This is a genomic window from Collinsella sp. wc0583, assembly GCF_046116915.1.
Classification (GTDB): domain Bacteria; phylum Actinomycetota; class Coriobacteriia; order Coriobacteriales; family Coriobacteriaceae; genus Collinsella.
Genome location: NZ_JBJXBN010000005.1, coordinates 68,931 through 84,266 on the forward strand (window position 1 = coordinate 68,931; position 15,336 = coordinate 84,266).

General features: G+C 59.7%; 14 protein-coding genes. 8 read left to right on the forward strand and 6 right to left on the reverse strand.

What is annotated here, in order from left to right:
* Window positions 1–149: 149 nt before the first annotated feature.
* Genes sufU through sufC form a run of 5 tightly spaced genes read right to left on the reverse strand, consistent with a single transcriptional unit; the run spans window position 150 to window position 5,383 of the window.
* A complete protein-coding gene (gene sufU, locus ACKUUJ_RS05495) occupies window positions 150–572 on the reverse strand; it encodes a Fe-S cluster assembly sulfur transfer protein SufU (RefSeq protein ID WP_409064920.1) in 423 nt (140 codons plus the stop codon).
* Window positions 565–1,890, reverse strand: a complete 1,326-nt coding sequence (locus ACKUUJ_RS05500) for an aminotransferase class V-fold PLP-dependent enzyme (protein ID WP_373204336.1) — start codon at window positions 1,888–1,890, stop codon at window positions 565–567. The genes sufU and ACKUUJ_RS05500 overlap by 8 nt, the downstream gene beginning before the upstream one ends.
* The gene (locus ACKUUJ_RS05505) at window positions 1,887–3,158 is read right to left on the reverse strand and encodes a SufB/SufD family protein (RefSeq protein ID WP_409064921.1); all 1,272 of its coding nucleotides are present in this window, start codon (window positions 3,156–3,158) and stop codon (window positions 1,887–1,889) included. Before ACKUUJ_RS05505 ends, ACKUUJ_RS05500 begins: the two co-directional genes overlap by 4 nt.
* A complete protein-coding gene (gene sufB / locus ACKUUJ_RS05510; protein WP_409064922.1) occupies window positions 3,158–4,570 on the reverse strand; it encodes a Fe-S cluster assembly protein SufB in 1,413 nt (470 codons plus the stop codon). Before sufB ends, ACKUUJ_RS05505 begins: the two co-directional genes overlap by 1 nt.
* A gap of 12 nt (window positions 4,571–4,582) precedes the next feature.
* On the reverse strand, window positions 4,583–5,383 hold the full coding sequence (gene sufC / locus ACKUUJ_RS05515) for a Fe-S cluster assembly ATPase SufC (RefSeq protein WP_409064923.1): 801 nt from the start codon (window positions 5,381–5,383) through the stop codon (window positions 4,583–4,585).
* A 222-nt stretch (window positions 5,384–5,605) separates the two neighbouring features.
* On the opposite strand from sufC, the gene ACKUUJ_RS05520 reads away from it, so the two are divergent.
* The 5 genes from ACKUUJ_RS05520 (at window position 5,606) to ACKUUJ_RS05540 (ending at window position 10,642) form a co-directional block, all read left to right on the forward strand.
* Window positions 5,606–6,037 carry an RrF2 family transcriptional regulator gene (locus ACKUUJ_RS05520; protein ID WP_409064924.1) on the forward strand — a complete coding sequence of 144 codons (432 nt, stop codon included), beginning with the start codon at window positions 5,606–5,608 and terminating at the stop codon, window positions 6,035–6,037.
* Between the two features lie 8 nt (window positions 6,038–6,045).
* On the forward strand, window positions 6,046–6,333 hold the full coding sequence (locus ACKUUJ_RS05525) for a nucleotidyltransferase family protein (RefSeq protein ID WP_022094823.1): 288 nt from the start codon (window positions 6,046–6,048) through the stop codon (window positions 6,331–6,333).
* Window positions 6,320–6,739, forward strand: coding sequence for an HI0074 family nucleotidyltransferase substrate-binding subunit (locus ACKUUJ_RS05530; protein ID WP_409064925.1), 420 nt, complete (start codon window positions 6,320–6,322; stop codon window positions 6,737–6,739). Before ACKUUJ_RS05525 ends, ACKUUJ_RS05530 begins: the two co-directional genes overlap by 14 nt.
* Window positions 6,740–6,865: 126 nt before the next feature.
* Window positions 6,866–8,644, forward strand: a complete 1,779-nt coding sequence (locus tag ACKUUJ_RS05535) for a hypothetical protein (protein ID WP_409064926.1) — start codon at window positions 6,866–6,868, stop codon at window positions 8,642–8,644.
* A 201-nt stretch (window positions 8,645–8,845) separates the two neighbouring features.
* Complete coding sequence (locus ACKUUJ_RS05540; RefSeq protein WP_409064927.1) at window positions 8,846–10,642, forward strand: AAA family ATPase; 1,797 nt, start codon at window positions 8,846–8,848, stop codon at window positions 10,640–10,642.
* Window positions 10,643–10,651: 9 nt separating this feature from the next.
* Here ACKUUJ_RS05540 and ACKUUJ_RS05545 read toward each other — a convergent pair whose 3' ends face one another.
* Window positions 10,652–11,671 (reverse strand): glycosyltransferase, encoded by a 1,020-nt coding sequence (locus ACKUUJ_RS05545; RefSeq protein ID WP_409064928.1) that lies wholly within the window; start codon window positions 11,669–11,671, stop codon window positions 10,652–10,654.
* A 312-nt stretch (window positions 11,672–11,983) separates the two neighbouring features.
* Between ACKUUJ_RS05545 and ACKUUJ_RS05550 the strand changes: the two genes are divergently transcribed.
* The 3 genes from ACKUUJ_RS05550 (at window position 11,984) to ACKUUJ_RS05560 (ending at window position 15,327) form a co-directional block, all read left to right on the forward strand.
* Complete coding sequence (locus ACKUUJ_RS05550) at window positions 11,984–13,087, forward strand: glycosyltransferase (protein ID WP_409064929.1); 1,104 nt, start codon at window positions 11,984–11,986, stop codon at window positions 13,085–13,087.
* A 6-nt stretch (window positions 13,088–13,093) separates the two neighbouring features.
* Window positions 13,094–14,134 (forward strand): glycosyltransferase family 2 protein, encoded by a 1,041-nt coding sequence (locus tag ACKUUJ_RS05555; protein WP_409064930.1) that lies wholly within the window; start codon window positions 13,094–13,096, stop codon window positions 14,132–14,134.
* A gap of 74 nt (window positions 14,135–14,208) precedes the next feature.
* Window positions 14,209–15,327 carry a glycosyltransferase family 2 protein gene (locus ACKUUJ_RS05560; protein ID WP_409064931.1) on the forward strand — a complete coding sequence of 373 codons (1,119 nt, stop codon included), beginning with the start codon at window positions 14,209–14,211 and terminating at the stop codon, window positions 15,325–15,327.
* The last annotated feature ends 9 nt before the right edge of the window (window positions 15,328–15,336 follow it).

Sequence of the window (15,336 nt, forward strand, 5' to 3'; positions counted from 1 at the left end):
TGTTTGCGGCTGGCTGTTCGGTAAATGACAGGGCGAGCGCCGGACGCGCGAACTTTGTGTGTCCGAGGCGTTATGAAAAAGCCGAGCCGCCCGTATTGGGCGGCTCGGCAATCAAACCCTTTGATCTGGGGCATCCGCTTCTGGCTAGTTTACCCTTCGAGCATGCCGTCGAGGGTGCGCCAGGCTAACTCGGCGCATTTGACGCGGGCGGGCATGTGCGAGATGTCCTGGAGCTGGGCGGCCTCGTCCAGGTCTTCCAGGTCTTCCTCGGAGAGCCGCTCGCCACGGATCATGGCGAGGAAAAGCCCTGCCAGACGACGTGCTTCCTCGACCGTCTCGCCGGTGATGAGGTCGGCCATGATATCGGCGCTGGCCTGGCTGATGGCGCAGCCGTGACCGGTAAAGGAGGCCTCCTCGATCACGTTGTTCTCGACACGCAGCTGCAGAGTGAGCTCATCGCCGCAGCTGGGGTTGATGCCGTCGTGCTCGTGCGTGGGGGCATCCATCTCGTACTTGTAGTCGGGGTGCGAGTTGTGCTCCATAAACGTGGTAGAGGTGTACAGATTACCCATTGAACGTGCTCCAAACGTGATGCAGGCCGGCGATGAACTTGTCGATATCGGCCTTGTCGTTGTAGAAGGCCACGCTGGCGCGGCAGCAGGCAAGGTTCTCGACGCCCAGCCAGGTGAGCAGAGGCTGCGCGCAGTGGTGACCGGCGCGGATGCAAACGCCGTCCATGTCCATGATGCTCGCGACATCGTGCGGGTGGATGCCCTTGACGTTAAAGCTGACGACGCCGTGGTGGTTGTCCCAATAGATGGAGCCGATGATCTGGACAAAGTCGAGCTGCATGAGCTCGCCCATCAGGTAGTGGACGAGTGCCTTCTCACGGGTCTGGATGTTTTCGTAGCCTACCGTGTTGACCAGGTAGTCAAGCGCCGCGCCCGTGGCGAAGATGCCGGCGGCGTCCTGCGTGCCGGCCTCGAATTTCTCGGGGACGGGCGCCCAGACGGCGTCTTGCTCGGTGACCGAGTCGATCATCTCGCCGCCGGTAAGCATGGGCGGCATGGCGTTGAGCAGGTCCATCTTGCCCCACAGCACGCCGATGCCCATGGGGCCCATAGCCTTGTGCGCGCTAAAGGCAAAGAAATCGGCTCCCAGATCGGCCACATCGACCGGCATGTGCGGCAGCGACTGCGCACCGTCGACGACCAGATAGCCGCCGTACTTGTGCACGAGCTTGCCGAGGTTCTTGACCGGATTCTCAACGCCCAGCACGTTAGAGACCTGACCCACGGCCAAGATCTTGGTCTTGGGGCCCACCTTGGACAGAACTTCCTCGGTCGTTAGCTGGCCGGTCTTGGTGGGGTAGAGGTAGACGAGCTTGGCACCGGTCTCGCGGCAGACCTGCTGCCACGGGATCAGGTTGGAGTGGTGCTCCATGATGGTGATGACGACCTCGTCGCCCGGCTCCAGCACCGTGGGCGCAAAGCTCTTGGCGACCAGGTTGAGCGACTCGCTCGTGTTGCGGGTGAAGACGACCTCGTTGGCCTGGGGGGCGCCGATGACATCGGCGATCTGCTGGCGCACCTTCGCGATAGCCTCGGTGGCCTCGACGGACAGCGAGTACAGGCCGCGCAGGGGGTTGGCGTTCATGCGCTGGTAGAAGTCGCGCTCGGCGTCGAGCACGCAGGCGGGGCGCTGTGCGGTGGCGGCGCTATCGAGGAAGGCGATTTCGGGGTGCTGCTGGAACAGCGGGAACTGCGCCTTGTAGGGATTGGTCTCGATGTCGACGGTAGGCCAGCCGCGCGAGGCCTCGTCGCTGGCGTCGAGCTCCATGGGCTCGGGGGCAGTACAGGTATCGCATTTAACGTGCTCGGTGTCGATCATGCGAGCTCCTCCTCAAAGTTGTCGATTAGGTTGTTGCCCAAGCGAACGACGGCGGCGCGGGTGCGCTCGTCGATGGCGGAAAGCGCGGCGTCCTCCAGCTTGGCGCGGATGAACAGGTCCTCGGCGGCGTTTTGGTCAAGGCCGCGGCAGGCGAGGTAGAACAGCTGCTCGTCGCGGACGTGACCGATGGTGGCGCCGTGGTTGCCGGCGACGTCGTCCTCGTCGCAGAGGATGACGGGAACGGTCTTGTTGTCGACGCCCTTGTTGGCCAGCAGCACGGTTTCGCGCTCGGTGCCGGTTGCGCCCTTGCAGCCGTGCACGAGGTCGATGGTGCCGCGGTAGACCTTCTTGGACGTACCGGTCAGCACGCCGTTGGCGTCGATCTCGCACTCGGTCTTGCGGCCGCGGTGGCGCAGCTCGTAGTTAAAGTCGCGAACTTGTTCGCGGGCACCCAGGTAATCGGTATCGATGGTCACCTTGGCGGTGTCGCCCAGCAGGTCGCCGGCAAGGCCGGTGGCGCTGGCACCGGCACCCAGGACGGTGTGCTGCACGTTGACGCGCGCGCCCTCGTCCAGGAACAGACCGGTGTCGTCGAGCGCGATCCAGCTGTCATCGAGCGTCTGCGTGCAGGTCACGTTGACAGTGGCGTACTCGTGAGCGCACACCCGCAGCACGGAGCCCACGACGCCTTGGCCGTTGACGGGGGAGTCTAGGGCTAGAGCGAGGTCGAGCGTTGCCTGCGGACGGGCGACGACGTCGATGGCGGCAATCGCAGCGGCTGCGTCGACGCCATTCACGCGCACGGTAACCGTGGCGTGCTTGTATGCGGACACATCGATGACGATGCGCTTGGTGGCGTGGTCGGCCAGGTAGGTATAGGCAGCCTCGCCCATGCCGGTCTCGAAGGCCTCGGCAGGGGAGAGCTCCTCCTCGAGCTTGATGGCGCCGGCCTGGTAGACAGAGGTGGCGGGCACGTCGAGCTCGGTCTCGGGCGTGATGCGGGCACGATCGGCGGCGTCGCCGGGGGCGGAGGCGCGGCGCTCGGGGAAGCGCTCGGCCATGGCATCCATGGCGGCGTCGAAGGCGTCGGCCGAGCCGGCAAACTGCTCGTCCAGCCCCTCGATCTCAACGGCCTCGGCGGGAGCGGCGGCAAGCTCGTCCGAAAGCTCAAGCTTGGTCTGGTTCATACGCAGCCAACCCCAAGTGGCGGCAGGCATCGCATTAACCTGCTCGAGCGTGGTAGCAGCGGTGTTGGTTTCCTGTTTCATTATCCGATCGCTCCTTCCATCTCGAGCTTGATCAGGTTGTTCATCTCGACGGCGTACTCCAGCGGCAACTCCTTGGAGACCGGGTTGGCAAAGCCGTTGACGATCATGGTGCGGGCCTCTTCCTCCGAGATGCCGCGGCTCATCAGGTAGAACACCTTGTCGTCGCCGATGCGGCCGATGGTGGCCTCGTGGCCGATGTCGACATTCTTGGCGCGGATGTCCATGGCGGGGATGGTATCGGAGCGGCTTTGGTCGTCGAGCATGAGCGACTGGCAGCTCACGGTTGCCTTGGAACCCTCGGCCTTAGGCGTGGCCACGATGGAGCTGCGGAAGGTCTGGATGCCGCCGCTCTTGGAGATGCCCTTGGTCTCGACGGTTGCCGAGGTATCGGGCGCGTTGAGTACGACCTTACAGCCGGTGTCGAGGTTTTGGCCGGCACCGGCAAAGGTGATGCCGGTAAAGCTCGAGCGGGCGCGACGGCCGTTGAGCACGCTCATGGGATAGAGGTAGCCCACGTGGCTGCCGAAGGAGCCGCTGATCCACTCGATGTCGCCGTCCTCGTCCACGCGCGCACGCTTGGTGTTGAGGTTGTACATGTTCTTGGACCAGTTCTCGATGGTCGAGTAGCGCAGGTGTGCACGCTTGCCCACAAAGAGCTCCACAGCACCGGCGTGGAGGTTGGCCACGTTGTACTTGGGTGCGGAGCAGCCCTCGATAAAGTGCAGGTCGGCGTTGTCCTCGACGATGATGAGCGTGTGCTCAAACTGGCCGGCGCCCTTGGCGTTGAGGCGGAAGTAGCTCTGCAGCGGAAAATCGAGCTTGGTGCCCTTGGGCACGTAGACAAACGAGCCGCCCGACCACACGGCGCCGTGCAGGGCCGCAAACTTGTGGTCGGTGGGCGGGATGAGCGTCATAAACTTCTCGTGGATGAGCGGCTCCCACTGCGGGTCGTGCAGGGCCTCTTCGATGCCGGAGTAGACGATGCCCATCTTGGACGCGGTGTCCTGCATGTTGTGGTAGACGAGCTCGGAGTCGTACTGCGCGCCGACGCCCGCCAGGTAGCTGCGCTCGGCCTCGGGGATACCCAGGCGCTCAAAGGTGTTCTTGATGTCGTCGGGCACCGACTCCCAGTCGTGCTTTTGGTCGGTGTTGGGCTTGACGTAGGTGACGATGTTGTCCATGTCCAGGCCCTCGATGGAGGGGCCCCACGTCGGATTGGGGAAGCGGTTAAAGATCTCGAGGGATTTGAGGCGCAGGTCGAGCATCCACTGCGGCTCGTCCTTCTTGGCGCTGATCTCGCGCACGATGTCGGGCGTGATGCCGGCGTCGAGGCGCTCGAATCCCTCCTCGCCATAGGTGAAGTCGTAGAGGCTGCGGTCGATGTCTGCGACCTCGGTGCGGTTCTTGGTCATTGCGTCGCCCCTTTACGCCTGCTGCTCGGCAGCGGCGGCTTCGGCCTTGGCGTGCTGCTCGGCGGCCTCGCGCTCGAAGGTCTCAAAACCGTTCTTGTCGATCCAGGGGATCAGCGAGGCGTCGTCCTCGCGCACGATGTGGCCCTTGACCATAACGTGGACGCGGTCGACATCCAGGTGCTCCAGGATGCGCGTGTTGTGCGTGATGATGAGCATGGAGCCGTCGCAGCTCTTGCGGTAGGCGTCCATGCCATGGCTGACGGTGGACAGGGCGTCGACGTCCAGGCCCGAGTCGGTTTCGTCCAGGATGGCGAGCTTAGGCTGCAGCAGCAGAAGCTGGAGCATCTCGACCTTCTTTTTCTCGCCGCCCGAGAAGCCCACGCCCAGCTCGCGGTTGAGGTAGGCGGTGTCCATGTTGAGCTCTGCCGCGAGCTCCTTGACGCGCCGGCGGAACTCCTTGCCCTTCATCTCCAGGCCGGGGCGGCCGGCGATGCTGGCACGCAAAAAGCTCGACAGCGGCACGCCCGGGATCTCGACCGGGGCCTGGAAGCTCAGAAACAGGCCGGCGCGCGAACGCTTGTCGGTAGTGAGCTCGGTGATGTCCTGGCCGTCAAAGACGATGCGGCCGTCCTGCACGGTGTAGACGGGGTCGCCCATGACCAGGTGGCCGAGGGTGGACTTGCCGGCGCCGTTGGGTCCCATCAGCACGTGGGTCTCGCCGGCGGCGACGTTGAGGTTGACGTTGTGGAGGATGGTCTTCTCGTCCACGGAGGCGGTCAGACCTTCGATGGAAAGCAGCGGATTTGCGCTCATGCTGTCCCTCTCTATGTATGGTGTACTCATAGGTGTACTAAACCCTAGGAATCTTCTCGGAATAAAGTTACTATGGGTTCGGCGTTAGTCAAGGGAAAACCCGACTAATCCACTCGACTTTTTAGATGTGGGACATAATAATCAGGCTTGTTTGCCCCGCGTGCATAAGATTTGGGATAAACAAGCCTGGTATTTTGTCCCGGCAACGATGAGAGGGTAGGTATGCTCATTTCTTCTAAGGGCCGCTATGCCCTCCGTCTGATGATCTATATCGCAGCGCTTGGCGACGTCGAGGGCAAAATCGCCCTGCGCGAGGTCGCCGACCGCGAGCATATCTCGCAAAAGTATTTGGAGCAGCTGGTTCGTCCGCTTATGAAGGCAGGCCTGCTTAGGAGCGTGCGCGGTAAGGGCGGCGGCTACATGATGGCCAAGGACCCCTCCGAGGTGCGTGCCGGCGACATCCTGCGTGCCGTCGAGGGCAGCACGGCTCCGGTGGCGTGCGATGGCATCGACAACAGCTGCACCCGCAGCGATCTTTGCTCGACCGTCAAGTTCTGGCGCGGGCTGGACGACGTGATCGAAAAGTACGTCGACGGCGTGACGTTGGCCGACCTAGCCGCCGTCCCCGAGATCAACTTTGACATTAAGCTGTAGGGGTGTAAATGGCATCTCTCGACAAAGTGTACAAGCAAATCGAAGTTTTTGCTCGGGAATGTGACGCCGAGAAGGTCGTGTTGTTTGGTTCTCGTGCTCGAGGCGACAACTTGCCCAAGAGCGATATTGACATCGCCGTAGCAGGTTGCCGGGATTTCGGCCGTTTCTCATATTTGATCGAGGAGCGACTTGATACTCTTTTGGATGTAGATGTCGTCAATCTCGACGAGTCCTTATCGCAGCAATTGCTCGATGAAATTGCCAGGGATGGTGTGATTCTGTATGAAAAAATATGAGAACTTTGCCAGCGCCTTGGCGAATCTTGAGGATGCGCCCAATCAGGATCTCAACAATGATTTTGTTCAGAGTGGATTGATTAATAAGTTTAATCTTCAATTTGAACTGAGCTGGAAGCTCCTTAAGCGTCTACTCGAGTATGAGGGTGCCACGCTTGCCGCGTCGGGGTCTCCTCGTGCCATCTTGAAGGAGTCCTACCGTTTCTACGACTTTATTGATGAGGCGGCCTGGCTAGATATGCTCAGAGACCGTAACACGAACGTTCATATTTATGACAACAAGCTCGCTCAAGATTTGATTCAGCGCATCTTGAACGTCTATATTCCCGCTTTCTGCCAGTTGCGAGACGGGCTGATGGAGCGATACGGCGAGCTTCTTCTGGTGCCCGACGACCAGTTTGTTTAATTCCTTAAGATTTCGCGGAGGGTTGTTGCCGTTTACCGATGGGTTGTTGTGCAACAAACGGGGGGCTGTAATACTGAATCCATCTTTGCAAACTGCACTTTAACTACACCAATGCAGGGAGGATCTATGCAGCCCAAGCATTCCGCAATTGTCGCGGGCCTGACGTTGGCGCTTTCGTTTGGCACCGTTGCCGCGCCTGTGACTGCTGTTGCCGAGGAGCCCACGCCGGGTGTTGCCTCGGATGCCACCGATATCGATAAGGGCCTTTATACCCAGCAGTCCTTCTCGGGCGTGTTGAGGTCGGTTCAGGGTGTTTCGTTTGTCAACGTGACCGCCGAGATGAAGTACTTCACCAAATATGAGAGCCATGGCAACTATAACCAGGGCTTTTCGTATGGCGATGGCTATAACGCGCTGGGTTATTACCAGTTCGACCGTCGTTGTTCGCTCATTCCGTTTATGAAGCAGGTCTACAACTACGATTCTGCTAAGTACAGCATGCTTAAGGCTGCGATCGATCGCAGCAGCGAAATTTCCAACGCGAGCAACCCCATGTATGCGAACGGCCAGCTCACCGAGTTGGGACGTATTGCGCAGGAGGCCTTCCAGAGCGCCTATAACACCGATCCTGCTGAGTTCTCAGCCCTGCAGGATGCGTATGCGTACAACTCGTACTATGCGGTGACCGAGGCGTGGCTCAAGAGTGCTCTTGGCATTGACATCTCCGGCCGCGCCGATTGCGTTAAGGGCATGGTGTGGAGTATCACCAATATGTGCGGCACCGGTGGCTGCCAGGACTTTTTCCGCTGGGCAAAACTTTCCAACAGCATGACCGACCGCGAGTTTGTGACGGCGCTTTCCAACAGCGTGGTCAATAATGTGGCGACCAAGTATGCAAGCCAGCCCCAGTACCACGAGGGCTGGAAGAACCGCTACCGCAACGAGCTAAAGGACTGCTTGGTTTATATCGCTGAGGACGAGGCAGCCGCTGCGACGCCCGTGCAGCCCGAGCCTACGCCGGCGCCCTCGCCGACACCTGATTCGAATGACGACTCGAGTGACGATGCCAACGATGACAGGATGGATGCGCCCTCGACCGATGCTGACGGTAATGGCTCTGCTGGTGGCACTACCAACGACGGCTCTACCTCGAACGGCTCCGATTCGAACGGCTCTGCTGCGGGTGATTCGTTTCCAAGCTCTGCCGGCAATACGGACAGCGCCGCCTCTGGTTCGACCGACGCTGACACCTCTAACTCATCCACCGGCTCGAGCGATTTGTCCGTTGGCACCGGCTCTAACAACGGCTCCGGCTCTGACGCAACCCCTGATTCCGATGCTTCCAAGGACGACTCGAATAAGGCGCCGGACGCTCCCGTTGCTTCGCCGGACAAGAAGCCTTCTTTCTCCGTGCAGCTTGGTTCTACGTTGGGCTCTTCGCTGATGGCTGGCGTCAATAATGGCTCGACTCAGAACAAGGACAACTCTGATCAGGTTTCCATGGAAAAGACCGAGGCCGCAAAGGGCGACTCAAAGGACAAGGCTTCCGAGAAGGCTGAATCCGATAAGGGTCCTAGCTCTGATGAGAAGGGCGACAAGTCCGGTCAGAAGAAGGACGAGAGCAAGACCGAGGGCGAAAAGAAACAGTCCGAAGACGACGACAAGAGCGGTGCTGACAACCAGGTTCAGGAGCAAAATGACTCCAAAACGGTGACCACTACGACCACGACGACCACCACAACCAAGTCATCTGGCGGCAATATGCCCAAGACGGGCGATCTGATTGTGATGGCGAGCCTTGCCAGCGCGAGCTTGGCCACGCTGGGCGCTACGTCTATCGTAAGTGGTAAGCATAAGCTCGATCAGCAGAAGAAAGCTTCTGGAGAGGACGACTCTGAGGAGTAGGCTCTCAGTTGCCAGATAACTAAAGAGTCGGGTCGGGGCCCGGTGCGAATGCATCGGGCCCTGTTTTGTTGTGCAACGATTAGTTATGCCCCCTCACACCCCATGTTGCTACCGTTGCCCGATATGTTTGCGCGCTACATCAGTACGTGAGAGGCCGTCATTACAATTGGAATCGTGCTGCGATTTAGGGGGAACGTTGCAATGTCTGAACAGGCAAATAATGGTTGTGCTGCCGGCTTTGGTGTGCGTCTGATTGGCTGTGCCGACGATGCGATTTTGCCCATTGGCATGCACGACTATGTGGGGGCTCTTGGTTGCTGCGCACTGGTCGATAAGACCATGTTTATTGCCGATATGCTGGATTGCGATGCGTCCGTTATGGTGTGCTGCCGACCCGAGGGTTTTGGCAAAAGCATGAACTTGTCGATGCTCAAGGCTTTTCTGGAGCGTCCCGTGGTCGGTCGCGCCGGTCGGATCTCGTTTGCCGGTGCTCAGATTTGGGATGCGGACGGCGGGCGCTATAGGAACGAGTACGCTTGCTATCCGGTGATATCGCTGGACTTTTCTGACGCTGTGAGACGTGGCACCGCTGTTGCCGACGTCGTGCGCGATGCTCTTTCGGGCGAGTGCGCTCGCCTGCTGGCACTCTTGGAAGCCCCGGATTTAGCTCGAGATAAGGTGCGTCACATCGAGCGCGTTGCGCGTGGCGTGGCGAGCGCGGACGAGGTTGACTCGGTGCTTGGTCTGCTCATTGAGCTGCTGGAGATGGCTTGCGATGAGCAGGTTGTATTGCTCGTTGATGGGTACGACGCGGCGTGGTCGCCCAGCGCGAGCGCGAGGGACGCTTCCGGCGCCGGTCCGGCGGAGCTATTCGATCGCGTGCTGTTTGACGCCATTGCCGCTGCGGGCAATTCGTTGCGGCTGACGTGTCTGATGGGGGAGCGTCCCGGTCCTGCCGAAGCGGCGCTTTCTTCGCACGGCTGCTCGTATTGTCTTTCGACGCCGCTCTCGATGTGGTGTGACCGATGGTTTGGCTTTTCGGATGCCGAGGTCGAGGCTCTGTTGAGTCATGCTGGACGCGAGGAATACCTGGATGATGCGCGTGAATGGCTCGAGGGATATCGGTTTGGCAGGGCCTATTGCTCGAGTCCGGCGCGTGTGATCGGTTTTCTGGACCGAGGCTGCACGGCGCCCGTGCGAGCCGATCTGTATGGGTATGCCGATTGCCTGAGTAGGGTAGTTGCCGGGTGGAATCTCGACCGCCTTTCGGTCTTGTTCGATTTACTCGAGCCCCATGCATGCGTTGAGGTCTCGCTTGGTTTGGGTGCTACGGGGCCAGATGTCTCGCCTGACGATGGCCCGTGGACGGCGCTGTATCTGTCCGGTTTCCTGACGACGGATATGGCTGAGGAGCCGGAGCATGGTGGTCGTCTCCGTGCTCTGCGGTTGCCCAATAACGAGCTTCGCCAGACCTTTCGTCTGGTGATTATTGATTGGTTTGAGCGTGCTGCCGAGGACGTTCGAGATGTCGATGCGTTTCGAGACGGGTTGTGCCGTGGGGACGAGGATGCGGTAAAGCGGGCGTTAGACCGCATCCTGGGAGATGCGGGAATCGGTGTGAACAACCCAGATGCGCAGCTGCCATATCACCTGCTCTTGCAGGGGCTCTGCTTTGGATTGCCGGGCTATGCCAATCCTGCCTCGAGGCGAAAGCGTGGCGCGGATCGCTGGGACATCCAGGTATTTCCTACGGGCACCGTGTTTGACGTGGCAGACACGATCGGCATGCTCGACGAGCGTCCGCTGATAACGGTCAACATGATGTATGACCCCGGCGTAGACGCGCTCGGCCTGGAGCTGCTGGCCGTTCAGGCACTGCTCGACATAGAGCGCGACGGCATCGACAAGATTCGCGTACCGCGACCCGGTGTGGGCCGCATGCGCTGGGGATTCGGGTTTGACGGGTGTCATGTGGCAGCGGTGTGCCAGCGGCTGTAGGGGTGCCCGCTACTCCGCGTCCTTCATGGGCGGCATGGGCTTCCAGTTGGGATCCTTGATGATCTTGCGAGCGTCTTTCATGCCACGGCGCAGCGCCGGGATGCCGGTCTTAAAGCACTTGTCGACCGCTGCCAGACGAATGAACTCCTTGCAGAAGGTCGCGGCGTTGCCCAAGCGGAACAAGATGGGGTGGTAGTCGCCGTAAATCTGCATGTAACGGGCCAAAAAGCCGCGATTGCGCATGATGTAGTAGCGGTTGGTGTCGCTCGTGGAGTTGAGCTGGCGTTTGCCGGCGATGTCCCAGTTAGAGACGGCGCGGGCGCGCTTGAGCACCACGTCGGCAACCACGGCGGCGGGGAAGTGCTGGCTGGCAACATAGCCGTAGCAGGCATCGTCGCCGTAGATGAAAAAGCGCGCATCGGGCAGGCCGATTTTGTCGACTACGCGGCGCGAGAACAGGCCGCCTTCAAAGCACAGCTGGTTCATGGTGCGGTAGCCCTCGGGGCCCAGGTCCCACTTAGCGATGGGGTTGGGGATACCAAGCGAAAGGATAAGCTGGTACTGCCAAAAGAAGGCGCCACCGTCAAAGTCCAGGCGCGAACCCTGGATGACGTCGTAGCGGTCCGCCCACTTGGCCAGGCGCTCAATGCCCTCGGGGATGACGAGTACGTCGTCGTCCATCACCCAAAACCACTGGGCGCCCAGGTCGTAGGCGCACTTGGTGCCGGCGGAGAAGCCACCCGCGCCGCCGCCGTTTTCGAGCTGCGGGGCGTAGATGACGCGGTCGGTGCCGCCCTTTGCATCGGGCTGATCGGCGTCGATGCCCCACAGGTTGGCGAGGCGCTCGTTGAATGCGGCGCACATGGCCTCGGTCTCGCGTGAATTCTCGTTGTCGACGATCACGATACGCCAAGGCATTGCCGTGAGCTCGGTCATGGAGTCGAACAGGTTGGCCAGAAGCTCCTGGCGCTTATAGGTGACGACGACGATGGCAAGCTTGTCGATGGGAGCGGGAAGGGTGGAAGTCATGGGGAATATATCCTTTCACGCGTGGCGGGCGAGCGCCGCACGGAAGCTATCGAATGCGTCGTTTGGACGGCACCTATTGTAAAGGGTCGCTGCGCCATGTTGGCAAGGTTTGAATAAAACGCAGGAACCTGCCATGGGCGTGGCGACCGCGATTAAGCGCAGCGCTTCGATGACTATGTTGCGTGCGGCTTTGTGCTGCATGACGTCCTTTCGTATCGGTTTGCCTCTGCGGGCTCCATAGATTATATAAACGCCCGCGGGCGGGACGACCCTTTGATACCATTAACGGCAGGTATTTCCTAAGGAGCACATTTGTCTACTAATTCCCCTGGCGGCCCTGTCCTGTCGCTGCTTGTTCCCATCTACAACGTTGAGCGCTATCTGCGCGAGTGCCTCGATTCCGCCGTGGCGCAGACGCTCGAGGACATCGAAATCATCTGCATCAACGACGGCTCTACCGACAACTCGCCGGCGATTATCCGCGAGTACATGGAGCGCGACGCGCGCGTGAAGATGATCGACAAGGCCAATAGCGGTTACGGCGACTCCATGAACCGCGGGCTTGAGATGGCGCGCGGCAAGTACGTGGGCATTCTGGAGTCCGATGACTTTATGGCGCCCGATGCGCTGGAGAAGCTCGTGGCAGCTGCCGAGCGCTTCAATACCGACTTTGCGAAGGCAAATTTTGACTTCTACTGGTCTAAGCCCGAGGAGCGCCGCTCGCTGCACGAGATGTTTAAGGCAAGGGACTGTGACAAGCCGGTGCATCCGAGCGACACGACGCAGTTCTTTAAGCAAAAGCCGTCGATTTGGTCGGCCGTGTACCGCCGTGATTTTCTTGAGCGCAACGGCATCAAGTTCCTGCCGACTCCGGGAGCATCCTTTCAGGACACGTCGTTTGCCTTTAAGGCGATTGCATGCGCAGACAAGGCCGTTTACCTGCACGATGCCGTGCTTTCGTATCGTCAGGACAACGAGAACTCCTCGGTCAATTCTTCGGCTAAGGTCTTTTGCGTCAATACCGAGTATGCCGAAATCGAGCGCTGGATCCGAGAAGATTATGCTCGCGATCACGCAAGCGATGACGTCGCCCGCATGCTCAAGTTCAATCAGCTCATTAAATACGATTCGTATATGTGGAACTATGTGCGCTTGGCACCCAAGTTCTATAAGGAGTTCCTGGTGCAGATGGCCAAGGAATTCCAAGCGGCCTTGGACGCCGGGGAGTTTTCGCTGGACGATCTTAAGCCGTGGAAGCGCGCGAATCTCGCTGCCATCCTCAAAGATCCAGAGGGCTGGGTTGACGAGCATCCGCACTTTGCAACGGATGGTGCCTTGGGGCGCGCTAAGTATTACGCCTCGGTTGGAGGCCCTGGTGTGGTCGCCGCCTTCCTCATCGAATCGCTGAGGGGGTAGGTCGGTATGGGAGAGGCCTCGATTCCCAAAGCGACTATTGTCGTTCCCGTATACAACTCCGCGCGCTCCATTCAGAGATGCCTCGACTCGCTGCTGGCACAGTCTGAGCGCTCGATTCAGGTTGTCTGTGTCAACGACGGTTCGGTTGACGATTCGCTGGGCGTCTTGCGTCAAATTGCGCAGGCCGACGACCGTGTGCTGGTGATTGACCAGGAAAACGCTGGTGTCTCGTGCGCTCGAAATGCCGGTATCGATGCCGCCGAGGGCGAGACCGTCTTTTTTGTGGACGCCGACGATTACATCGACGCCCAGACGGTCGAGTGCGTGCTGCATGCCATGGAGTCTGCAGATGCCGAGGTCGCCGTTTTTGGCGGCGTTTGCGAGCCGTCCGACGCCGCGCCCAAGCGGGTCCAGCAACTCATGAGCCCCAAGGCGGGCACTTTTGGCGCCCGTGATCCCCAGTTGCTGTTCCACGCAAACGCACAGCCCTATGCGTGCCGCGCGGCTTTTTCGCGCGAGCTGCTCAATCGCGAAGGCATTCGCTTTGCCCCCGGCTTGGCCTTGGGTGAGGACGTTGTGTTCCAGTTCGCAGCTTACGCGCTGGCTCCTAAGACCGTCGTCATGCCGGTCAGGTTCTACCACTACGTGATGGAGAGCGAATCGGCGACGCACGAGTTCAACAGTGCCGAGGCACGCGCCAAAAAGCTCGACGCACACATGAGGATGCTCGAGGAAGTTATGGAAGACTGGGCGGCCTACGGCCTTTTGGACCTGTGCCCCGGAGAGCTGATTACCTGGTTCTTGGACCTTATCGTGTTTGATTTGGCGCGCTTGGATGCCGATGGTTTCCGTCGCGTGGCCGGTCGCGTCAATATGGATTTCACGACGTTTTTGGGAACGGAGTGGGCGGATATGCCTGCTAAGGGCGCCGTTTGCCGTGTTGCCCATAAGCTCGTTGCGGCGACCTCGGGCGTTTCGATGGCAGACGCCGCGCTGTTCTATCTTTCGACCCGCGGTCTCAAGGCCTGCCTGGAACGCTTTATCTAATTCCGAGCGGTGCCGCCCGCCGCAACTCGGCTGCTAAAATAACCCTGTTACACGCTATTCAACAGGAGGTTCTCTTGCAGAACTCTGATACCCCTAAAGTTTCGTTGCTTATTCCCATTTGCAATGTTGAGCGCTACCTGCGCGAGTGCCTCGATTCCGCTGTGACACAGTCGCTCAAGGACATCGAAATCATCTGCATCAACGATGGCTCCACCGATAGCTCGCCGGATATCATTCGCGAGTACATGGCACGCGATGCGCGCGTCAAGATGATTGACAAGGCCAACAGCGGCTACGGCGACTCGATGAATCGCGGCCTGGAGATGGCGTGTGGCGAGTACGTGGGCATTTTGGAGTCCGATGACTTTATGTTCGAGGATTCGCTCCAAAAGCTGGTTGCCAAGGCTGACGCCGAGCACGCCGATGTTGTTAAGGGCGACTTCTACCTGTACTGGTCCACGCCCAGCAAGCGCCGCGAGTTGTTTGGGATTATCGACGAGTATATGACGGGTGCGGCGTATCGTCCCGTCGATCGACCGGGCATTTTCTACCGCAAGCCGTCCATTTGGTCGGCCATCTATCGTCGCGAGTTTCTCAACGACAATCAGATTCGGTTCCTTCCCACGCCGGGTGCCTCGTATCAGGATGCGGGTTTTAACTTTAAGGTCTGGGCAAGCGCCGAGCGTGCTGCGTTTATTGCGGATCCCATTTTGTGCTATCGCCAGGATAACGAGAAGAGCTCCGTTAATTCGCCCAACAAGGTGTTTTGCGTGTGCGACGAATATGCCGAGATGCAGCGCTTTTTGGATGAACGCCCCGAGCTCAAGGCTCGGCTCCAGGGCATTTTAATGCGCATGAAGGTCGATACGTACCGCTGGAATGACGAGCGTCTGGTCGATGAGTTGCGTGAGCGGTTTTGGGAGAAGGCGTCTCCCGAGCTTAAGGCTGATTGGGATGCCGATCGCTTTGACCTGTCGCTCTTCGACCCGCGCGGCGAGACCGACCTGCGTTTGATGGTCAAATCGCCCCGTGCCTATATCGATTCGCGCTTTGGCTTTAAAAAGCCGGGCAAGCTCAATACGTTTAAGCACTACTTTAAGATAGGCGGGCTGCCGCTGGTCTGGCGCGTGCTGACGTATCAGCGTACCTACGGCGATAACCCGCATCCCGACGACGTGCCGGCGGCACAGTAGGAGCGCGTG